At 64.9% G+C, this 21,303-nt stretch carries 20 protein-coding genes; 6 read left to right on the top strand and 14 right to left on the bottom strand.

All coding sequences use genetic code 11. From position 1 onward, the window contains the following. Positions 1-11: 11 nt before the first annotated feature. The 9 genes from FJ443_RS11005 to FJ443_RS11045 form a co-directional block, all read right to left on the bottom strand. Positions 12-812 carry a lysophospholipid acyltransferase family protein gene (locus FJ443_RS11005; RefSeq protein WP_140559677.1) on the bottom strand — a complete coding sequence of 267 codons (801 nt, stop codon included), beginning with the start codon at positions 810-812 and terminating at the stop codon, positions 12-14. A gap of 21 nt (positions 813-833) precedes the next feature. Next, on the bottom strand, positions 834-1,328 hold the full coding sequence (gene rimI, locus FJ443_RS11010) for a ribosomal protein S18-alanine N-acetyltransferase (RefSeq protein WP_140559678.1): 495 nt from the start codon (positions 1,326-1,328) through the stop codon (positions 834-836). Next, positions 1,328-2,005: a tRNA (adenosine(37)-N6)-threonylcarbamoyltransferase complex dimerization subunit type 1 TsaB gene (gene tsaB, locus FJ443_RS11015; RefSeq protein ID WP_140559679.1), complete on the bottom strand. Its 678-nt coding sequence runs from the start codon at positions 2,003-2,005 to the stop codon at positions 1,328-1,330. The genes rimI and tsaB overlap by 1 nt, the downstream gene beginning before the upstream one ends. A 110-nt stretch (positions 2,006-2,115) precedes the next feature. Next, positions 2,116-3,222 (bottom strand): DUF1513 domain-containing protein, encoded by a 1,107-nt coding sequence (locus FJ443_RS11020; protein WP_140663975.1) that lies wholly within the window; start codon positions 3,220-3,222, stop codon positions 2,116-2,118. Positions 3,223-3,224: 2 nt separating this feature from the next. Continuing rightward, the gene (locus FJ443_RS11025) at positions 3,225-4,304 is read right to left on the bottom strand and encodes an imelysin family protein (protein ID WP_140663978.1); all 1,080 of its coding nucleotides are present in this window, start codon (positions 4,302-4,304) and stop codon (positions 3,225-3,227) included. After that, positions 4,304-5,899, bottom strand: a complete 1,596-nt coding sequence (locus FJ443_RS11030; RefSeq protein WP_140663981.1) for a di-heme oxidoredictase family protein — start codon at positions 5,897-5,899, stop codon at positions 4,304-4,306. Before FJ443_RS11030 ends, FJ443_RS11025 begins: the two co-directional genes overlap by 1 nt. 12 nt (positions 5,900-5,911) lie before the next feature. Then, complete coding sequence (gene bfr, locus FJ443_RS11035) at positions 5,912-6,397, bottom strand: bacterioferritin (RefSeq protein ID WP_140663984.1); 486 nt, start codon at positions 6,395-6,397, stop codon at positions 5,912-5,914. Next, positions 6,363-6,674, bottom strand: coding sequence for a (2Fe-2S)-binding protein (locus FJ443_RS11040; RefSeq protein WP_140523850.1), 312 nt, complete (start codon positions 6,672-6,674; stop codon positions 6,363-6,365). The genes bfr and FJ443_RS11040 overlap by 35 nt, the downstream gene beginning before the upstream one ends. A 107-nt stretch (positions 6,675-6,781) precedes the next feature. After that, positions 6,782-8,071, bottom strand: a complete 1,290-nt coding sequence (locus tag FJ443_RS11045) for an imelysin family protein (protein WP_140663987.1) — start codon at positions 8,069-8,071, stop codon at positions 6,782-6,784. 438 nt (positions 8,072-8,509) lie between these two features. On the opposite strand from FJ443_RS11045, the gene FJ443_RS11050 reads away from it, so the two are divergent. The 3 genes from FJ443_RS11050 to FJ443_RS11060 are packed head-to-tail and all read left to right on the top strand — an operon-like array spanning position 8,510 to position 10,363. After that, the gene (locus tag FJ443_RS11050; RefSeq protein ID WP_140663989.1) at positions 8,510-9,763 is read left to right on the top strand and encodes an FAD-dependent oxidoreductase; all 1,254 of its coding nucleotides are present in this window, start codon (positions 8,510-8,512) and stop codon (positions 9,761-9,763) included. 37 nt (positions 9,764-9,800) lie between these two features. Further along, positions 9,801-10,031: a type II toxin-antitoxin system ParD family antitoxin gene (locus FJ443_RS11055; RefSeq protein ID WP_140496834.1), complete on the top strand. Its 231-nt coding sequence runs from the start codon at positions 9,801-9,803 to the stop codon at positions 10,029-10,031. 11 nt (positions 10,032-10,042) lie between these two features. Next, entirely contained in the window at positions 10,043-10,363 is a 321-nt protein-coding gene (locus tag FJ443_RS11060; protein ID WP_181167355.1) for a type II toxin-antitoxin system RelE/ParE family toxin, read from the top strand. A gap of 54 nt (positions 10,364-10,417) precedes the next feature. Here the strand turns inward: FJ443_RS11060 and FJ443_RS11065 are convergent, their stop codons facing one another. Next, the gene (locus FJ443_RS11065; RefSeq protein ID WP_140496838.1) at positions 10,418-11,695 is read right to left on the bottom strand and encodes a 4-aminobutyrate--2-oxoglutarate transaminase; all 1,278 of its coding nucleotides are present in this window, start codon (positions 11,693-11,695) and stop codon (positions 10,418-10,420) included. Positions 11,696-12,161: 466 nt separating this feature from the next. On the opposite strand from FJ443_RS11065, the gene FJ443_RS11070 reads away from it, so the two are divergent. Genes FJ443_RS11070 through FJ443_RS11080 form a run of 3 tightly spaced genes read left to right on the top strand, consistent with a single transcriptional unit; the run spans position 12,162 to position 17,475 of the window. Next, complete coding sequence (locus tag FJ443_RS11070) at positions 12,162-13,301, top strand: efflux RND transporter periplasmic adaptor subunit (RefSeq protein ID WP_140663992.1); 1,140 nt, start codon at positions 12,162-12,164, stop codon at positions 13,299-13,301. Further along, entirely contained in the window at positions 13,298-14,377 is a 1,080-nt protein-coding gene (locus FJ443_RS11075) for an efflux RND transporter periplasmic adaptor subunit (protein ID WP_140523837.1), read from the top strand. Before FJ443_RS11070 ends, FJ443_RS11075 begins: the two co-directional genes overlap by 4 nt. Next, the gene (locus tag FJ443_RS11080) at positions 14,374-17,475 is read left to right on the top strand and encodes an efflux RND transporter permease subunit (RefSeq protein WP_140663995.1); all 3,102 of its coding nucleotides are present in this window, start codon (positions 14,374-14,376) and stop codon (positions 17,473-17,475) included. The genes FJ443_RS11075 and FJ443_RS11080 overlap by 4 nt, the downstream gene beginning before the upstream one ends. A gap of 36 nt (positions 17,476-17,511) precedes the next feature. Here FJ443_RS11080 and FJ443_RS11085 read toward each other — a convergent pair whose 3' ends face one another. The 4 genes from FJ443_RS11085 to FJ443_RS11100 form a co-directional block, all read right to left on the bottom strand. Continuing rightward, complete coding sequence (locus FJ443_RS11085) at positions 17,512-18,258, bottom strand: ABC transporter ATP-binding protein (RefSeq protein ID WP_140663997.1); 747 nt, start codon at positions 18,256-18,258, stop codon at positions 17,512-17,514. After that, complete coding sequence (locus FJ443_RS11090) at positions 18,255-19,115, bottom strand: ABC transporter ATP-binding protein (protein ID WP_140663999.1); 861 nt, start codon at positions 19,113-19,115, stop codon at positions 18,255-18,257. The genes FJ443_RS11085 and FJ443_RS11090 overlap by 4 nt, the downstream gene beginning before the upstream one ends. Next, a complete protein-coding gene (gene nikC / locus FJ443_RS11095; protein WP_140664002.1) occupies positions 19,112-20,038 on the bottom strand; it encodes a nickel transporter permease in 927 nt (308 codons plus the stop codon). The genes FJ443_RS11090 and nikC overlap by 4 nt, the downstream gene beginning before the upstream one ends. Positions 20,039-20,234: 196 nt before the next feature. Next, complete coding sequence (locus FJ443_RS11100; protein WP_140496853.1) at positions 20,235-21,302, bottom strand: ABC transporter permease; 1,068 nt, start codon at positions 21,300-21,302, stop codon at positions 20,235-20,237. Position 21,303: the final 1 nt, after the last annotated feature.

Consider the following 21,303-nt stretch of genomic DNA (forward strand, 5'->3'; position numbering starts at 1 on the left):
GCCTTCGGGATTCAGCGGCTCGGGCGCGGCGCGGCCAGTGCCGCCTGCATCATTTCGCGCACGCGGCTTTCCATCAGCTTGGCCGTTTCCTTCCGGTTCGACCCCTTGGCGAAGGCAATCGGTTCGCCGAAATGCACCTCGACATCGAGCGCGCCTTCCGCCATCAGCACTTTGAGATGCGGCATCAGGTCCTCGTCGCCGATCCACGCCGCGATCGGCCGGTGCCGGCGGCCGAGCGGCACGCCATGCAACCGGGTATAGGCGATCGCTACCGGCTGGATGAAGACCTGCTCCGCCGCGCCCTCCGAAATCGCCATCGAGGCGGCACCGAACAGCGTGCTCTTGAAGGGCAGGACGACGTTGCCGTCGCCCGTCGAGCCCTCGGCAAACAGCACCATGGCATCGCCCTTGGCCATGCGGTTGGCGATCTCGCTCGCCTGGTCGCCGGACGAGCGCTTGCGCTCACGCTCGATGAAGACGGTGCGCTGCAGCTTCGACAGCATGCCGATCAGCGGCCAGCCTTCCATGTCGGCCCTGGCGATGAACTTCACATCGGCAAAAGAACCCAGCACCATGATGTCGGTCCAGGAGATGTGATTTGAGGCAATCAACAAGGGGCGGCGGTCGGACATCGTGCCGTTGACATGGATGCGCATGCCGAGCGCCCTGACGATCAGCCTGTGCCAGATCTTGAGGATGAAGGTTTCCGGCCACCAGCCGGTCTTCATCGACAGGACCTGCAAAGGCACCAGGATCAGCGAACCGGCGACGACCAGCCCTATCGCCAGGAAAACCCTGATTTTTCCGATCATCGCTCCACCCCGAAAACCTGGCTAGCGAAGATCGCGGCGCATGACAAGCGCGCCGGTCGGTCCATGCTCGGGCGACCTGTAATAGTTGGGGCGCTTGCCGACCTCGCGGAATCCGAGACGCCTGTAGAGGGCGATCGCGGCGACATTGGTCTCGTCGACCTCGAGGAAGAGCGCTTCGGCGCGTTGCGCGTGCAGTTCGCGCAGCACCGCGTCCATCAACTGCCAGCCCAGCCCCTGGCGGCGATGCGACCGCGCCACTGCAACGGTCAGGATCTCGCCTTCGCCGGCCGCCAGCCGGGCCAGCACGAAGCCGACCGGCGGCTTGGCGCCGTGCCCGGTTTCGCGCGCGGCATAGCCGAACACGGTGTCCTGTTCGAGCAAGGCCGCGAACTCGCCATCGGTCCAGGGGCGGACGAAGTCCTCGCGGTGCAGGAGCGAGACCGCCGGACTGTCGGTGGTCCTGAGCGGTTCGAGCGCGTAATCGCGGCGGCGCGACTGGAGAAAAGGTATGCGCATTATTTCCCTTGCCTGGAAAGTATGAACCCGGCCTGCGGCTTGGCGTCGGCGCCGCGCAGATAAAGAGGTTTCGGCCTCTCGCCGTCGCCCTTGGCGACCGCCAGGCGGGCGTAAGTGAGAATGTCCGCGGTCGCCGTCTCGGGTCCGATGTCGAAGGCGCGTCCGGCGGATGCCGCGATCCGCGTCGCGGCGGTTCCGGCGAGCACCGAAGACCGCTCGCTCGCCATGGCCACGGCATCCGCCAGTGTGACCACGGCCGGACCGTAAGTCAAAACCGACATCTCATCATAGAGAGCGGCATGGATCTCCTCGCGTCCGGCATCGAGCGCGGCCAGCACGGCGCGGCCGGGAAATGCCCGTGCCGCCTCGGCTGCCAGCGCCTCGAGCGTCGTCACGCCGATTGCAGGCACCTTGAGCGCCAGCGCCAGGCCGCGCGCCGTGGAAACCCCGACGCGCAGGCCGGTGAAGGAACCGGGGCCGACGGAGACGGCGATGGCGCCAAGACCGGCATAGGCGGTTGCACCGGCCTTCAGCGCCTCGGCGATGACGCCCATCAGATGCTCGGCATGGCCCTTGCCGAGATCGAGCACCGCGCGGCCGAGTTCCTGCCTCGCCCCGGCATCATAGACGCAGGCGGCGCAGAGGTTGGCGGCACAGTCGATGGCGAGCACTTTCATGAAACGACCGGTTCGAAAAACAATTCCCTGTGCCTGCCACAGCGCGCCACCGCAAGGGGATAGCGCATAATTTCTTAAGCGGCTTCGTTCCGGCACAGCGGGAACGGTGTCTATGCGGCAGGCGCTATGCGCAGCATGTGGTTGTCCCAGACATAGTCCGGTTCGGACCGTGTCGCGCCATTGCATTCGACGATTTCGCCGGCTCCGGTGGTGGCCATAAAACCCGTCCCGTCGGGCGCCACGCCACAGACCTCGACGAGCGCGCTTGACGAGACGAGCCGCCCGCTCGCCGCCTCGATCACCACAAGCGAATTGCCTTCCGGCGAAGAGACGGCGACGGTGCCGGCAGCCGGATTGGCGGCGACGGAACCGATATAGTTGCGGAAGCCGGACAGGACATCCCGCGGCATGTCGAGGAGCTGCAAATCCTTGCCGCGCGCGGCGCGGCCGACCAGCAGCGGACGGTCGGTGCCGGGCCCCCTGTACTGGCAGCCGAACCAGACGGTGCCGGTCTGGTCGGTGTCCATGTGGCGGATCGACAGCTGGTGCAGCGCCGCCGGCAATTCGTGCTTCTCGACCAGATCGCCGGTGACACGGTCGATGAGCACATAGGACGGCTTCATGGTGGCGATGTTGAGCTCGGCGCGGCCATAATCGGGATGAGTCTCGATGCCGCCATTGGCAACGGCGATCGTCCTGCCGTCGCCCAGGAGCAGAAGCTCGTGGGGTCCCATGCCATAGGTCGGGAATTCACCAAGGCGCTTGAATTTCGCCCGCGCGTCGTAGACGCCGACGACGCCGGTCGCGTTGTCGAAATCGTTCTCGGTGGCATAAAGCAAGGCGCCGTCCGGGGAGAACACGCCATGGCCGAAGAAATGCCGGCCGGTGATGCTGGCGATGGTCAGCGGTTCATCGCGCCCGGCGTGATCGAAGACCACGGCGAAGGTGCCGGGCTGGCGGGCGAACACCACTGAGCGCTTCGATATGGGATCGAAGGTGACGTCGTGGCCGCGGTCGGGCAAGTCGATCGCGTGCAGGAGCTTGCCGGCCTCGGACAGGATTGCGGCGCCATAGCTGCCGTCGCGCTTGACGAAGGCGGTGGCGAAGACGGCATCGGCGGCAAGCGTATTTGCCCAGGCCGGCGGCGCCATCGCGGCGGCAAAACCGATGCCCGCGGCTCTCAGGAAATCGCGACGGTCAATGAGGGAGGTTTTCACGCTCAGTCCCCATCCAGCGAGGAAAAACCGGCGGTCAGGCCGAATTCGGCGGTCAGCCTGGTGCCGAACAGGGTCGACAGGCTGGAGGTGATCAGCGCGAGATGCTCGAGCTTTGCGCGCAGCGCCGGGTCGGCGAGCGCCATGTCGATCGGGCCCTGGACCGACTTCGCGGTGGCGACGCCGTTGACCAGCTGGATACGGATCGATTCCGCCATCCAGCGCGCATCGGCCGGCAGCGCATCGCCGAGCTTCGAGGCCTCGAACAGCCCGTCGATGCCGGCAAGGTTTCCGGCCAGCGAATTGGTGGTGTTTTGCGAACGCCAGTAGATCGCCTGTTTCGGCTTGTCCGTCTCCGGCTTGCCGCCCAGGAAGCCTTTCAGGCGCACGTCGCGAACCATGTCCAGCTCGTTGATGAAGATGCCGACCAGTTCCGTCACCGCTTCCGTGCCGTCGCGATAGAGCGGATTCTGCGGCCCCGGATTGGCCCAGAGCGCCGCAAAGCCGTCCGGCCTGTTCCAGGCGTCGGCGACATCGCCGGCCATGGTTTCGATGTTGCCGGCAACCGCCGCGCCATAGGCGCAGCGATAGGGATCGTTCTTGCCGGCAAGCGCATCGGCGCCGTCACCGTAGAGCACGAACTCCAAGGCGCCGAGCCCCTGCATGGCGACGCTCTTGCCGGAAAGCTGTGCCGGATCGGTGGCGCTCGGGTCTTGGGCGGCCAACGCGGCCTGCACCTGTTTCAGGCCGATGCTTTTGCGATCCGGCCAAAACAGCATTCGCTCCAGCCGGTTGTTTTCCTTGATCGGGCCGAACCCGATGATCTCGGCCGACGACCAGGCATCCACCGTGCGCGAGAATTCGGCGCGTGCCGCATCGAGATCGCCCTTTGAGGGTTTTTCGCAAAGCGCGTGCATCGCCTTGTTCAAGCCCGCCGCGCGGTCGTGCAGACTGGCATAGGCCGGCCGGACAAAGCCGTCGATTGCCCGCTGGATGACGTCGGTGGCCTTCACCGCCGCCGATGCGGGGCTGACGCCCAGCAGGGCCAGAGGAAGAAGGATTACCAGCGCGGGACGCTTCAACATCACAGGGACTCCAGGAATTTGAGCAATGCCTCGCGGTCGGCGGCGCCGGCGGCGGCGAAGCGGTCGCGCGATTTCTGGCCCTCGCCGCCATGCCAAAGAATCGCCTCGACCAGGCTGCGGGCGCGGCCATCGTGCAGATAAAAATTGTTGCCGTTGACCGTTTCGGTGAGGCCTATGCCCCATAGCGGCGGCGTGCGCCATTCGTTGCCCGTCGCCTCGCCCACCGCCTGGCCGTCGGCAAGGCCGGGGCCCACGTCGTGCAGCAGGAAGTCGGAATAGGGCCAGATAAGCTGGAAGGCCTGCGCCTTGTTGGGCGCGTCGCGGCGGGTTACGAATTTCGGCGCGTGGCAGGAAACGCAGCCGATCTCGTAGAAGAGTTTCTTTCCGGCGAGCACATCAGGGGCGCCGAGGTCGCGGCGCGCCGGCACGGCCAGGTTCTGCGAATAGAAGGTGACGAGGTCCATGACCGGCGCCGGCGCCTCGGCCGGACCGAGCCGCTCCTGCACGCCGTCCGGCATGGCAAGGCAATCCTTCTCGGCGGCGGTGCAGTCGCCCCAGTGTTTGGGCTCCTCCGGCGTCGAGATGCCGATGTCGCCGGCAAAGGCATCCGCGGCCTGCTGGCGGATTGACGCGGTCTGCGCCTTCCAGCCGAAACGACCAAGGGTGAGCGCGCCGCTCATGCCGTCGCGCACGATGTTCGGCCTGCCGGAAATGCCGTCGCCGTCCCGGTCGTTCGGATCGGCATGGGCGAGTATATCAGCAGGCGCGATCTGCTCGATGAGGCCGAGCCCGATCATCGGCGGCGTCAGACGCGGCGACAGCGTGGTGCGCGGATCGAGCAGGCCGTAGGCCGGATCATCGACCGCGTAAGTGGGCTTGCGCAGTGAAACCACGGTGCCGTCGCCGAGCCCGACTTTTTCCTCGCTGTAGTCGACGCGCATCCGGCCCTCGCCGCGCAGGCCGGGGACGGCAAGATCCTGCAGCTGCGAACCGTAGACCGGATCGGGGATGTTGAGCAGCCTGTGGTCGGCAAGCCCAGCCTTCTCCTCCTCGGTGTTCGCCTCTCGCGCCAGCCGCAGGAACATCGACGTGCTGCCGGTGCCTTGCGGCGGACGGCCGCGGCCGTCCTTCAGATGACAGTTCTGGCAGGCGCGTTCGTTGAACAGCGGTCCGAGCCCGTCGGAAGCCTGCGTCGAGGACGGCGACGACACCCAATTCTTGCGGAACAGGGCGTTGCCCAGCTTGAAGGTGCCTTCTTCCTCGAAGGTGATGTTGGCCGACGATTGCGAGAAGGAATCGCGGTTGACGTCCTTCCTGGATGTGCCGGCGCCGCCTTGCATCAATTCGAACTGCTCGGGTTTCGAGAAGTCCTTGGTCGGCCTGGTAACGGCTGTGACGCGCGCCTGATCCTTCGGGCTGAGGTCGGTGCGCGTGGCGGCGAAATTGGCGGGCTGCTGCGAGCCGGACCCGCCCGTGGCGAAGGTCAAAAGAATGATGGCGGCCGAACCGGAAAGCACGACGCTTCCCGGTTTTCTGTTTGACGACAGGCCTTCGGCCCGCCGCCAGCGGCGCAGCAATGCTAGGGTGCGCCGCATTCCCGCATGCCCTTACTCCGCCTCGTCCGCCGATGCGGCATTGAGCTGGCCGTATTTTTCCTCGCCGATCGAGGCAAGCAGATCGAGCTGCGTCTCGAGCAAGTCGATGTGCCCCTCCTCGTCGGCCAAGAGTTCCTCGAACAGTTTCATGCTGACATAGTCGCCGGCTTCGTTGCAGACCTCGCGCGAGCGCTTGTAGGCGGTGCGAGCGTCATACTCGCCGGCAAGGTCGGATTCGAGCACTTCCTTCACGTTCTGTCCGATACGCAGCGGCGCCACGGACTGCAGATTGGGGTGCCCTTCCAGGAAGATGATCCGGGCCACGAGCTTGTCGGCATGGTGCATCTCCTCGATCGATTCGGCGCGTTCCTTCTTGGCGAGCTTGGCGTATCCCCAGTCCTCCAGCAGACGGAAATGGACCCAATACTGATTGACGGCACCAAGCTCCAGGAACAGAGCCTCGTTAAGCCGCTCGATGATCTGTGGTTCGCCTTTCATGGGTTCTGCTCCCGTATTGGACGCGCAGGCCTCTGACGCGATCCAGATGTGAAACGATGTCAACGCCGCTCGCCTGCGAGCGGGCGTGGTAGTTCTCGGTGACCCGAATGATCGTTTCGACCACATTTGGGAAGCAGCCGCAACAGCGACCGCGCTTGTGCATGGCGTGATAGACTTTTGCCGGCACGATGAGCTGCCAGGGATCCTGGTCCAGCAGCCCGACGATCGTCTGCTCAATCTCCTTCTCGGTGATGATGTTGCAATGGCAGATTAGCATAAACTTGCTCGGATGGCTGACGGCGCCTTCCGCGCCGTGTGGCTTGACTCTATCTTCCCCGCGCCGAAGCCTTTGTGACTTCGGCCCGGGCTTCCAGGCTTCGACGCTTACTGGAACACCTTGTCCGGCGCATCAAGGCTGTCTGAACCCTCAAAGGCTATGGCGTTGAGCTTCAGCGCGCCGACGGCGCGTTCGACCGATTTGGTCTGGTCGATCAGTGCGTCGATTGCCGCCTGCACCGTGGCGTTGCCCTCGGTGTTGCCTTCGGCGATCTGCTGGTCGTAAGCCTCGCCGCCTTCGGCGCGGGCCTTGATCGCCTCCATCTTGGCGACGGTGACATCGAGCTTGTCAGACAGTTCCTTGTCGATGGCCGGATCAGCCGCCTTGACCATGTCCGCCACCGACGGCCCTGAAATAACGGTGCCGTCCAGCCTGGTGTAGCTGGCGTGATAGGCGGCGCGGATGCCGACGGCGTCATAGAGATGGGAATTGTAGGTGTTGTCGGAGAAGCAGTCATGCTCCTCTTCCGGATCGTGCAGCAGCAGGCCGAGTTTCATGCGCTCGCCGGCGAGTTCGCCGTAGGAGAGCGAGCCCATGCCGGTAAAGATGGCCGAAATGGCGGCGTTCGGCTCGCCGTCGACCAGGTTCTTGCGCGCAGCGCCGCCTTCCTTCCAGTCGCCGACCATCTCCTGGAGGTCGGACACCAAAAGCGTGCTGGCTGACTTCAGATATTCCGCGCGGCGGTCGCAATTGCCGCCGGTGCAGTTCTTGAGATCATAGTCGGTGTAGGGGCGCTCGCCGGCGCCCGGTCCGGTGCCGTGCAGGTCCTGACCCCAGAGCAGGAACTCGATGCCATGGTAGCCGGTGGCGACATTGGCCTCCACGCCGCCGGCCTCCTGCAGCGTGCCGGAGAGGAATTCCGGCGAAAGCTTCGAGGCGTCGACCTTCTTGCCGTTGATCTCGATCTCCTTGTTGGCGATCACATTGGCCGTGTAGAGCGAATTCGCGTCGGATTCTGTGCCGTAGCTCTTGGCGACATAATCGATCAGGCCTTCGTCCAGCGGCCAGGAATTCACCTTGCCTTCCCAGTCGTCGACGATCTTGTTGCCGAAGCGGTAGACCTCGGTCTGCTGGTAGGGAACGCGCGATGCCTTCCAGGCCTCGCGGGCGGCATTGAGCGTCTCGGCCGAAGGCTTGGCCAACAAGGTATCGACCGCCTTGTCGAGCGCCTGCGCGGTGGTCAGCGAATCCTCGTATTTGGCAAGCGCGATGTCGGCATAGGTCTTGATGACCGCCTTGGGATCGCTCTCGGCCTTGGCCGGCAGCACGAACACCGCCGCCGTCAGCAGCGCCGTGGCACTGATCGCCGCAAGCCTGCTGCCATGTCGTGCCGTCATTATCACTCTCCAGTTTTTCGGGAATTTTGTGAACGGCGCGCGCGACAACCGGCGCCAGGCCATGTGCAGGCCGTCATTCGCGGGGCATGCCGCGCTGTCGCGCGGGTCGAAGAAGAAAGACACCAAAATGCCTCCAATCGAAAGGGTTCAAGGCCCAGACATCAAAGGGATGCGCCGATGCGCGAGGCCCCATAAAGCTTCAGGACCGATGGAAGTCAACGAAAATCGACAGGAAAACTCAATCGAAACAACAGTTTAGAATTATTCTAAACTGCAATAGTCAACTTTAGCCGCCTGCCCCGTGTGCCGACTTCATCGCCGAACTGTCCGATTGACAGCCGCCGTTCCGGGTGCGACCCGCAAATGCCCCCTTGCGGCGGCGCCAGACAATTGCCACGTGGCGAGACATCCTAAAATCAAGTTCGGGATCGGAATGCGATGAAGAACGGCGTGGTCATTGTCGGTGCGGGACATGCGGGCGTGCAGGCGGCGGCAAGCCTGCGCGAGGACGGTTATGACGGGCCGGTGATCCTCGTCGGCGACGAGAACGAGCTGCCCTATCACAAGCCGCCGCTGTCGAAGACCTTCATCAAGGATGCCGAGGCCAAGCCACAACCCTTGCGTGGCGAGGCATTTTACACCGGCAGCGCCGTCGACTACCGGCCGGGCGTTCGGATCGACCGCATCGATGCCGGACGTCGCCGTTTGGAGATATCAGGCGGCGGCGAACTTGCCTTCGATCATCTGATCCTCGCCACCGGCTCGCGCCCGCGCCTGCTGCCGCTGCCCGGCGCGGATCTGTCCGGTGTAGTGTCGCTGCGCTCGCTTTCCGATGCGCGGCTGATCCGGGACTTGAGCACACGGAGCGAAGACGTCGTCATCCTCGGCGGCGGCTTCATCGGGCTGGAGATCGCGGCGACGCTGCGCGCGGCCGGCCGCACCGTAACGGTCGTGGAAGCGGTCGACCGGCTGCTTGGCCGCGCCGTGGCGCCGATCGTGGCGGGCCATGTCCGCCAGCGGCTGGAAGCGACCGGCGTGCACATTCTAACCGGCACCACGATCGCAAGGCTCGAAGGCGAAAACGGCCATGTCACGGCCGCGATCACCTCGTCAGGCGAAAGGCTGCCGGCGCGCATGGTCGTCGTCGGCATCGGCGCCGTGCCCAATGTCGAACTGGCCGGGGAAGCCGGCCTCACCATCGCCAACGGCATTCGCGTCGACAACCAGATGCGTAGCTCGGTGCCGGAAATCCTCGCCATCGGCGACGCCGCCTCCTATCGGCATTGGTTCACCGGCGGCGACGTGCGGCTGGAATCGGTACAGAACGCCACCGACCAGGCGCGGCTTGCCGCGCGCACCATAACGGGCCATGCCGACGCCTATTCGGCCGTGCCCTGGTTCTGGTCCGACATCGGCGACATGAAGCTGCAGATGGTCGGCCTGACATCCGGCGGCGACAGCCATGTCGTGCTGGGCGATCTCGCCGACAACAAGTTCTCGATCTACCACTATGCCGCAGACAGGCTGCTCGGCATCGAATCGGTCAACCGCCCCGGCGACCACATGCTCGGCCGCAAGATGCTGAGCGCCGGCTTCTCGCCGGCGCCACAGACGGTGGCAGCGGGGCCGGACGGATTGAAAGCGGCGCTGGCCGCGTTCCAGAACAAAGAGTCAGCCGAGGCCAGTGCCTAAGATTGCCAATTTTTGCCATAGGCTATAAAATGCCTGAATGAGCACCATGAACATCTCCCTGCCGGAAAGCTTGAAGCATTTTGTCGATCAGCAAGTGACCGATCGCGGCTATGGCACGAGCAGCGAGTATGTGCGTGAATTGATCCGCCGCGATCAAGATCGTCAGCTTCTGCGCGGCTTGCTCCTTGAGGGCGCATCGTCCGCCCCGGGCGCTCCGGTTGACGACGATTATTTCGCCGCGCTGCGGAAACGGGCGCAGGGCCAATAGAGTAGGTGCCCATAAAGGCGATCATTCCTCGAAAACTAGCCCTGCGGGATGTCGAGGATGCTGTCGATTACTATACGCGAGAAGCTGGTTCGCGCGCGGCATTGGGCTACATCGAGGAGCTTCAAAACGCCTACAAACTGCTAGCCAGCCATCCGGCATCGGGCTCTCTGAGATATGGCTACGAAATTGGATTGCCTGGTCTGCGTAGCGTGCAAGTCAGGCGCTATCCATACCTGATTTTTTATCTTGAACAGACCGACCATATCGATGTTTGGCGGGTGCTGCACGCCAAGATGGACATTCCAGCCTGGTTACAGAATCCGAGCTCCTGACGGCACGTTCACCGGGCTCAGTGTAAGCCGTCAGGAGAAATGGGCGCCGGCCCTTCAGGCAGCGCGAACCTCGCGGATCGAGCTTTCCAGAATGTCGAGCGCCTCGTTCATGATGCCGTCCTGGATGGTGAGCGGCGCCAGGAAGCGGATGACGTTGCCGTGAACGCCGCAGGTGAGCAGGATCAGCCCCTTGTCGAGCGCCTTCAGCCTGACCGCATTGGCCATCTCCGCCGATGGCAAGCCCTTCCTGACGTCGTTGAACTCGACCGCGTTCATGAAACCGGGGCCACGGATGTCGACGATTTCGGGGACGTCGTCGCGGATCGAGCCCAGACGCTGCTTCAGCCTGGCGCCGAGCGAGTTGGCGCGGTCGCACAGTTTCTCTTCCTCGATCACGTCAAGCACCGCGTGCGCGGCGGCAACGCCGATCGGGCTGCCGCCATAAGTTCCGCCCAGCCCGCCGGGGCCAGGCGCATCCATGATCTCGGCGCGGCCGGTGACCGCCGCCAGCGGAAAGCCGCCGGCCAGGCCCTTGGCCATGGTGGTGATGTCGGCGGTCACCTCATGGTGCTCCATGGCAAACATCTTGCCGGTGCGGGCAAAGCCGGTCTGCACCTCGTCGGCAATGAGCAGGATGCCGTGCTGATCGCAGATCTTGCGCAGCGCGGTCATGAAATCGCGCGGCGCCTCGTAGAAACCGCCCTCGCCCTGCACCGGCTCGACGATGATGGCCGCGACCCTGGCCGGATCGACGTCGGCCTTGAACAGGCGATCGAGCGCTGCAAGCGAATCGGCCACCGACACGCCGTGCAGCGGCACCGGGAAAGGAGCGTGGAAAACGTCGGCCGGCATGGCGCCGAAGCCGACCTTGTAGGGCACGACCTTGCCGGTCAGCGCCATGCCCATGAAGGTGCGGCCATGGAAGCCGCCGGCAAAGGCGATGACGGCCTGGCGGCCGGTGGCATTGCGGGCGATCTTGATGACGTTCTCGACCGCCTCGGCGCCGGTGGTGACGAAGATCGTCTTCTTCTCGAACTTGCCCGGAAGTATGCCGTTCAGCCGCTCGGCCAGCCGTACATAGCTCTCATAGGGCACCACCTGGTGGCAGGTGTGGGTGAAGCGGTCGAGCTGCGCCTTGACCGCCTCGATGACCTTGGGGTGGCGATGGCCGGTGTTGACGACGGCGATGCCGGAGGAGAAATCGATGTAGCGGCGGCCCTCGACATCCCAGATCTCCGAGTTCTCGGCCCGGTCGGCGTAAATCTGCGTGGTCATACCGACACCGCGCGAGATCGACTGGCTCTTGCGTTCGGAAATGGCTGAGTTCTTCATGATGTCCCTCATAGGGCCGGCGCCCGTTCTGCTTGATAAGATGTCTTCTGGGCTTATTTCATGCTTTCCTCAAGTCGGCACCGCCGGCAGGCGATTGGGCCTGAGGTATCGCGCCTGACCAGCCGGCGATATCCGTACCAGGGCAACGGACTGCGTTAACGGGTTCGGAGCCTTCGCGGCGCGCTGTTGAGGATCATTGAACGGAAAAACCCGCCTGTGCGGCGGGTCCCTGGCGCAACTCAGCACCATATCCAAATATCTATCATAGTTGCCTTCACCTCGTCAAGGAAAAAATTCCTATCACGAAAAGCTGCCCGGCCGGGACTGGCCGTCGTCAGGCCTTTGCAAACCCGAGTCGGATGCCTGACACGGGTACGAGTCCGGTTTCCTTTTCCGGGAGATCGACTATCGTGCCGGGATCCGCGAGGCATCGCGATCGGCGAGCGGCCTGCGGCTGAGGGAACCCATGAGCAGGAACGCGACATCGTCCGTCTCGCCGCCATCGGTCAAACCTTCCAATTTTTCGACTTTTTCCATCGGCGTAGCGCTTTTCACTTGCACGGCCGTCCTGCTTTTGGCCGGCTGCCAGAAACAGGAAGCGGCCGAGAAAAAGCTGCCGATCATGGTGCGCACCGAGACCGTGGCGATGGCCGACTATGCGCCGAGAACCGCGCTGACCGGGGTGATCGCGGCGCGCACGCTGAATAATCTGTCGTTCCGGGTCGGCGGCCGCGTCGCCGAACGGCTTGCCGATGTCGGCCAGCATGTCGACAAGGGCGCGGTGCTTGCCCGCATCGACCCGCAGGAGCAGGAATCCGATTTGCGCTCGGCGCAGGCCGATCTCGACGCGGCGCAAGCGCAGTTGACCCAGTCCGCCGCCGCCTTCGAGCGGCAAAAGACGCTGCTTGCCCAGGGTTACACCACCAGGCGCGACTATGACGCCGCCGACCAGGCATTGAAGGTGGCGCAAGGCAGCCTCGACGCGGCGCAGAGCGCGCTCGCCAATGCCAAGCAGAACCTGTCCTTCACCGAACTCAAGGCTGGCGCCGCGGGCGTCATCACCGCCCGCCAAGTCGAAACCGGCCAGGTGGTGCAGGCTGCGCAGACCGTCTTCACCGTCGCCGAGGACGGCGACCGCGACGCGGTGTTCAACGTCCAGGAGACGTTGGTCGCCAGAACGCCGACCTCGCCGGCGGTGACGATCACGCTCCTGTCCGACCCGCAGATCAGGGCAACGGGCAAGGTGCGCGAAATCTCCCCGGCGGTCGATCCGGCGTCGGGCTCGATCCGGGTCAAGGTCGGCATTGCCGATACGCCCGCCGGCATGCCGCTGGGCGCGGCCGTCATCGGCTCGGTCGGCGCCAAACCGGCCAAGGCGATCCTGCTGCCCTGGCAGGCATTGACGTCCAGCGCCGGCAAGCCGGCGGTCTGGATCGTCGATCCCTCGACCGGTACGGTGACGATGGCACCGGTCGAGGTGCTGGCTTTCAATTCCGGCACCGTCGTCATCGCCAGGGGATTGGAGGAGGGCCAAAGCGTCGTCACCGCGGGCGGACAGCTGCTCAGTGCGGGTCAGAAAATCGAGATATCGGGAGCGGGCCGATGAGCCGGCTGCCGCGCCTCCTGCTTGGCGTGATCGCGCTTGGCGCGCTCGCCGCCTGCTCGAAATCGGAGGAGAAGCCGCCGGAGATCATCCGGCCGGTGCTGTCGGTGGTGGTCGAGCCGCGCACCACGCAGGTCTTCGGCTTCGCCGGATCGGTCGAGCCGCAGGTCAGCGCCGATCTTGCCTTTCGCCTGCTCGGCCGGGTCGTGTCCCGCGACGTCAATGTCGGCGACATCGTCAGCAAGGGCACGACGATCGCGGCACTGGACCCGACCGCCTTGGAGCTGTCCGTCCAGGCGGCCAAGGCCGAGCTCTCCAATGCCGAGGCACAGTTTGCCAACGCCGCCGCCAGCGAGGAGCGCCAGCGCCAATTGCTTGCCACCGCCAACACCACGCAAGCCGTGTTCGATGCCGCGCAGCAGGCGAGGAAGGCGGCCGAGGCCAGTGTCGAGCGGGCCAAGGCCTCGCTGGCCAAATCGCAGGAGCAGCTCGGCTATGCCAGGCTGTTCTCGGATTTCGACGGCGTCGTCACCGCTGTCGGCGCCGAGGTCGGCCAGACGGTCTCCCCCGGCCAGACGGTCGTCACCGTGGCGCGCTCGGACCCGCGCGAAGCGGTGGTCGATATTCCAGACCAGTTGACCGGCGATCTGACGGCCGGCACGCCGTTCCAGGTCATCCTGCAATCGCTGCCGACGATCCGGACCGAGGCCAAGCTGCGCGAGATCGCGCCGCAGGCCGAGGGCTCGACGCGCACGCGGCGCGTGCGGCTGACGCTTACCGATCCGCCGCAGGCCTTCCGGCTCGGCTCGACCGTGACCGCAACGCGCATGACCACGGTGGAGCCGACGATCGAACTGCCGCTGTCGGCGCTCTTCCAGAGGAACGGCTCCGACAGGGTGTGGATCGTCGATGCGCAGACATCGAGCGTGAGCACGCGCGAGATCAAGGTTGCCTCCAGGAACGGCGGAACCTTCACGGTGGCTCAGGGACTGGAAGCGGGAATGCGCGTCGTCACCGCCGGCGTCCACAGCCTGACCGAAGGTCAGAAGGTCAAACTGCCCGCGGGAGGGGCCTCATGAAGGGCTTCAACCTCTCCGACTGGGCGCTCAACCACCGCTCGATGGTCTGGTATTTCATGCTGGTCTTCGTTGCGGCCGGCATCTTCTCCTACCTCAACCTCGGCCGCGAGGAAGACCCCGCCTTCACCATCAAGACCATGATCATCCAGGCCAATTGGCCCGGCGCTTCGGTCAAGGAGACGGTGCAGCAGGTGACCGACCGCATCGAGAAGAAGCTCGAGGAACTCGACAGCCTCGACTACACCAAATCCGTCACCACAGCCGGCCAGACCGTCATCTTCGTCAACCTGAAGGACACCACCAAGGCGCGCGACGTCGTGCCGAACTGGATTCAGGTGCGCAACATGGTCAACGATATCAAGGCGCAGTTCCCGCAAGGCGTCCAGGGACCGTTCTTCAACGACCGTTTCGGCGACGTCTACGGCAACATCTACGCCTTTACGTCGGACGGGCTGACGCCGCGCCAGCTGCGCGACTATGTCGAGGATGTCAGGACAAAAATCCTGACCGTGCCGAATGCCGGCAAGGTGGACCTGGTCGGTGCCCAGGACGAGGCGATCTACCTTGAATTCTCGACCCGCCAGATCGCGGCCCTCGGCCTCAACCAACAGGCGATCGTGGCAAGCCTGCAAGCGCAGAACGCGATCACGCCGTCCGGCGTAATCCAGTCCGGCCCGGAACGCATCAGCGTGCGGGTCGGCGGCCAGTTTACCTCCGAAGAGAGCCTTCGCGCCATCAATCTTCGCGTCAACGACCGCTTCTTCCGGCTGAGCGACGTGGCGACGATCACGCGCGGCTATGTCGATCCGCCAACGGCACTGTTCCGCTTCAACGGCCAGGACGCGATCGGGCTCGCCATCGGCATGAAGCCCAACGCCAATCTGCTCAAATTCGGCGAGGCGCTGCATGAGGCGATGAACAAGGTGCTGGCAGACCTGCCGGTAGGCGTCGGCGTGCATCTGGTCGCCGACCAGCCGGTCATCGTCGAGGAAGCGGTCTCGGGCTTTACGCGCGCTTTGTTCGAGGCGGTGGCCATCGTGCTGGCCGTCTCCTTCATCAGCCTCGGCATGCGCGCCGGCTTCGTCGTCGCGCTGTCGATCCCGCTGGTGCTGGCCATCACCTTCACGGTCATGTCCTATCTCGGCATCTCGCTCCAGCGCATCTCGCTCGGTGCGCTGATCATCGCGCTCGGGCTTCTGGTAGACGACGCGATGATCGCGGTCGAGATGATGGTGGCGCGGCTGGAGGTCGGTGATAGCCTGCGCAAGGCGGCGACCTATGTCTACACATCGACCGCCTTTCCGATGCTGACCGGCACGCTGGTGACCGTCGCGGGCTTCATTCCGATCGGCCTCAACAACAGCGCCGCCGGCGAATACACCTTCACCCTGTTCGTGGTCATCGCCGTGTCGCTGCTGGTGTCGTGGATCGTGGCGGTGCTGTTCGCGCCGCTGCTCGGCGTCACCATCCTGCCGGCGGCGATGAAGACGAAGCATCACGACCAGCCGGGCCGCTTCACCTCGCTGTTCCGGCGTGCCCTTGTCGGCTCGGTGCGCCATCACTGGCTGACCATCATCGCCACGGTGCTGTTGTTTGCCGGGTCGATCGCCGGCTTCGGTCTGGTGCAGCAGCAGTTCTTCCCGCCATCGGACCGGCCGGAGCTGATCGTCGACTGGAATCTGCCGCAGAATTCCTCGATCGCCGACACGCGCGAGCAGATGGAGCGGTTCGAGCAGCGGGCGCTGGTCGGCAATCCCGACATCGACCATTTCTCGTCCTATATCGGCCAGGGCGCGGTGCGCTTCGTGCTCGCCTATGACGTGCAACCGGCCAACCCCTATTTCGGCCAGACGGTCATCGTCACCAAAAGCATCGAGGCTCGCAACCGGGTGAAGCCGGCGCTGGAAAAGCTGCTGCGCGAGGAATTCGTCGGCACCGACGCCTTCGTCAAGCTGCTCGAACTCGGGCCGCCTGTCGGCCGCCCCGTGCAGTACCGCGTCGGCGGGCCCGACATCCAGACGGTGCGCGCGCTGGCGCAGCAATTCGCCGGCGTCATCTCGGCCAATCCCAAGCTCGCCGCGCCGACCTTCGACTGGAACGAGCCGCAGCGCGTGCTCAGGGTCGACGTGCTGCAGGACAAGGCGCGGCAGCTCGGCATCACCTCCTCCGACATCGCCAGCGCGCTCAACAGCACCGTCGGCGGCGCCACCATCACGCAAGTGCGCGACGCCACCTACCTGATCAATGTCGTGGCGCGCTCGCGCGAGGCCGAACGCGGTTCGATCGAGACGTTGCAGAACATGCAGCTGCCGACCAGCACCGGCGAGGCCATCCCGCTCGCGGCGGTGGCCAACTTCCGCTACGAGCTCGAACAGCCGACGGTGTGGCGACGCGACCGCATCCCGACCATCACGGTGCGGGCCGGCCTGGTCGGCGACGTTCTGCCGGCAACGGTGGTCAACGAATTGAAGCCTTCGGTCGATGCCTTCATCGCCAAGCTGCCGCCGGGCTATTCGATCGAGACCGCCGGCTCCGTTGAGGAAAGCGCCAAGAGCCAGGGGCCGATCGCGGCCGTCGTGCCGCTGATGCTTTTCGTGATGGCAGCCATCCTGATGGTCCAGCTGCAGAGCTTCCAGCGCCTGTTTCTGGTCGTTGCGGTGGCGCCGCTCGGGCTGATCGGCGTGGTGGCGGCCCTGGTGCCGAGTGGCGCACCGCTCGGCTTCGTCGCCATCCTCGGCGTGCTCGCCCTGATCGGCATCCTGATCCGCAACTCGGTCATCCTGATCGTGCAGATCGAGGACCTTGTCGCGGAGGGCAAGGACCGTTGGGCCGCCGTTATCGAGGCGACCGAACACCGGATGCGGCCGATCGCGCTGACGGCCGCCGCCGCGAGCCTGGCGCTGATCCCGATCGCGCGCGAAGTGTTCTGGGGACCGATGGCCTACGCGATGATGGGCGGCATCATCGCGGGTACTGCGATCACGCTGCTGTTCCTGCCGGCGCTTTATGTGACGTGGTTCAGGATCAAGGAGCCGAAGCGAGGGCAGGAAAGCACTGCGCCGGCCGATGATGCCATCCCGGAAAGCGGCAGGGCCTGAAGACAAGGGGCGATCAGCGTCGCGTTGAAAGTTCAGCTACACCCTCACAAACCCGTCGCTGGCCCGCAAGAGATTGCGCGTGTAATCCTTCGTCACGCGCCGCTCGACCAAGTCACCCGCCGTCAAATTCTCCACCGCCTCGCCGCTTTGCATCACCATCAGGCGCTCGCACATATGGGTGATGATGGCGAGGTCGTGGCTGACCATCAGGAAGGTCAGCTTGCGCCGCCGGCGTACTTCCTCGAGCAGGTTGAGCACCTCGGCCTGCACCGAGGCATCGAGCGCCGAGGTCGGCTCGTCGAGCAGCAGGACCGACGGTTCGAGGATCAGCGCGCGCGCGATCGCCACGCGCTGGCGCTGGCCGCCCGACAATTGATGCGAGTAGCGGAAGCGGAAGCCGTTGCCGAGGCCGACCTCGTCGAGCGCCCGCTGGATGCGCTTTTCGCCGTCGGCAAAGCCATGGATGGCGAGCGGCTCCTGCAGCAGGCGGTCGATGGTCTGGCGCGGGTGCAGCGAACCGTACGGATCCTGGAACACCATCTGCACTTCGCGGTAAAAGGCCTTGTCGCGGCGCGCGCCGAGCTTCTTGCCGTTGACCGTGATGCTGCCCGAAGCGACCGGCGCAAGGCCGGCGATCGCCCTGAGCAGCGTCGATTTGCCGGAGCCGGATTCACCGACCAGGCCGAAGGATTCGCCCGGCTGCACGTCCAGGCTGACGCCCTTCAGTGCGCGAAAGCGGTCGAAGATGACCTCCAGCCCGTCGACGGCGATTGCTGATGTCATGCCGCCCACTCCGGCTTGCGGTCGAGCACCGGCAACGGGTGACGATCGGCGCCGATCTTGGGCATGCAGTTGAGCAGGCCGCGCGTGTAGGGATGCTGGGCGCGACCGAGTTCGGAGGCCTTGAGCTGCTCCACCACCTTGCCGGCATACATGACGATGACGCGGTCGCAAAAGGACGAGACCAGGCGCAGATCGTGCGAGATGAAGATCAGCCCCATGCCGCGCTCGCTGACCAGCCGGTCGAGAATGCCGAGCACGTCGAGTTGCACGGTGACGTCGAGCGCCGAGGTCGGTTCGTCGGCGATCATCATTTCCGGCCCGGCGATCAGCATCATGGCGATCATGGCGCGCTGGCCCATACCGCCGGAGACCTCGTGCGGATGCAGGTCGAAGACACGCCGGGGGTCGCGGATCTGCACCGCTTCCAGCATGGCCAGCGCGCGCTCGCGCGCCTCGGCCTTGGAGACCTTCTCATGCGTGCGCAGCGTCTCCACGATCTGGCGGCCGATGCTCATCACCGGGTCGAGCGAATATTTCGGATCCTGCAGGATCATGGCGATGCGGTTGCCCCGCAGCGCGCGGCGCTCGCGCGCCGAGACGCCGAGCAGGTCGATGCCGTCGAAGGCCAATTTATTGGCTGATATCCGCGCCTGTGGCGGCGTCAGCCCCATGATGGCACGGCCGGTCTGCGACTTGCCCGAGCCGCTCTCGCCGACAATGCCCAGCCTTTCGCGGCCAAGCGAGAAAGAGACGCCGCGCACGGCCTCGATCAGCCCGGTGCGCGTCGGGAAGGTGACGCGCAGATCGTCGACTTCGAGCAATGCGCGTTCCGGCCGTGTCCTCGTTTCGCCGTTCATTGGTCGCCGCTCCGCGGGTCGAGCGCGTCGCGCAGGCCGTCACCAAGCAGGTTGAAGCCGAGGCTGACGATCAGGATGGCGAAGCCCGGCGCGCCGGCCACCCACCATTGGTCGAGCACGAAGCGGCGGCCCGAAGCGATCATCGTGCCCCATTCGGGCAGCGGCGGCTGCGCGCCGAGCCCGAGGAAGCCGAGGCCGGCGGCGGTGAGGATGATGCCGGCCATGTCGAGCGTCACGCGGATGATCAGCGAGGAGATGCAGAGCGGCATGATGTGGCGCAGCACGATGCGGAAGGGCGAGGCGCCCATCAGTTCCACCGCCTTGATGTAATCGGAATTGCGCACAGTCAGCGTTTCGGCACGCGCGATGCGGGCATAGGGCGGCCAGGAGGTGATGGCGATGGCGAGCACCGCGTTCTCGATGCCGGGGCCGAGGGCCGCGACGAACGCCAGCGCCAGGATCAGCTTGGGGAAAGCGAGGAATATGTCGGTGATGCGCATCAGTATGGCGTCGGTCCAGCCGCCGGCATAGCCGGCGACGGTGCCGACCACGAGGCCGATGGGGGCGGCGATGATGGCGACCAGGATAACGACATAGAGCGTCCAGCGCGAACCGTAGAGAATGCGCGAGAGTATATCGCGGCCGAGATCGTCGGTGCCGAACCAGTGCTCAGCGCTTGGCGCCAGCAGGCGCGCATTCTTCAGATCGCCGAAAGTCGGCGAATAAGGCGCCAGCACCCCGGCAAGGGCGGCAATGACCAGCAGCGCGATGATGATGAGCAGGCCGAGAAAGGCCAGCCGATTGGCGGAGAAACGCCGCCACGCGACATAGGCGCGGCCGAGCCTTGCCTGCATGCGTGAGGCCGGTCGCTCCGATAGCAACCATTGGCGGCGGGAGAGGGGGGCGGCGTCGGAGGCGGTCATGACGATGCCTCTTGGCGCTGTCGACCCCCACTCCGGTCTGCTTCGCAGACCATCTCTCCCCGGTTCGACGGGGGATAGGAAAGGCGCCAGGCGTGCGACCGGCTCTTCCTCTCCCCCGGGCAAGAGGAGATGTGGCCCGAAGGGCCGGAGTGGGGGTGATTGGCGGCAGCCGAGGCCGAAAGCGGGATTCGTCTGCTCATCGAACCTTGGTCCTCGGGTCGAGCACGCGGTAAAGCAGGTCGGACAGAAGATTGATGGCTATGAACACGGAGCCGATAACGATGGTGCCGCCGAGCACCGCGTTCATGTCGGCATTCTGCAGCGAATTGGTGATGTAGAGGCCGATGCCGGGCCAGGAGAAGACCGTCTCGGTCAACACCGAACCTTCGAGCAGCCCGGCATAGGAGAGCGCGATCACTGTCACCATCGGCACGGCGGCATTGCGCAATGCATGAGCCCAGATGATGCGGGTTTCCGACAGGCCCTTGGCGCGCGCGGCGACGATGTATTCCTGGGTGAGTTCGTTGAGCATGAAGGAGCGCGTCATGCGGCTGATATAGGCGAGCGAGAAATAGCCGAGCAGCGAGGCCGGCAGGATGATGTGGCGGAACGCGTCCCAGAAGACATCCCACTGCCCCTGCATCGCCGAATCGAGAAGGTAGAAGCCAGTGATCGGCGTGAAGGTGTATTCGTAGACGACGTCGAGCCGCGCCGGGAAAGCCACCCATTGCAGCTTGGCGTAGAACAGGACGAGCCCGAGCAGGCCAAGCCAGAAGATCGGCACGGAATAGCCGATCAGGCCGATGACGCGGACGACCTGGTCGATGAGGCTGCCGCGCCTGACGGCAGCCAGCACACCCAGCGGCACGCCGAACAGCGCGCCGATCAGTGTCCCCAACGTCGCCAGTTCCGTGGTTGCCGGAAGGGCGCGGCGGATGTCGGTCATGACCGGATTGGTGGTCAGCACCGAGGTGCCGAAATCACCATTGAGGGCATTTTTGACATAAATATAGAACTGCTCGACCAGCGGCAGGTCGAGACCCATCTCGCGGCGCGTGCGTTCCACGACATTGGCCGGCGCCCGGTCGCCGAGCACGGCCAACACCGGGTCGATGGGGATGACGCGGCCAATGAAAAAGGTCACCGCGAGCAGACCGAGATAGGTCGTGATCGCGATCACCAGGAAGCGGCCGATCGATGAGAAAATGGCGACGGCGCGGGCGCTGCCGCGCCCTGCCGCCGCCTGATTTTCAGCTACGCTCATC

Source organism: Mesorhizobium sp. B2-6-1, assembly GCF_006440475.1.
Lineage (GTDB): Bacteria > Pseudomonadota > Alphaproteobacteria > Rhizobiales > Rhizobiaceae > Mesorhizobium.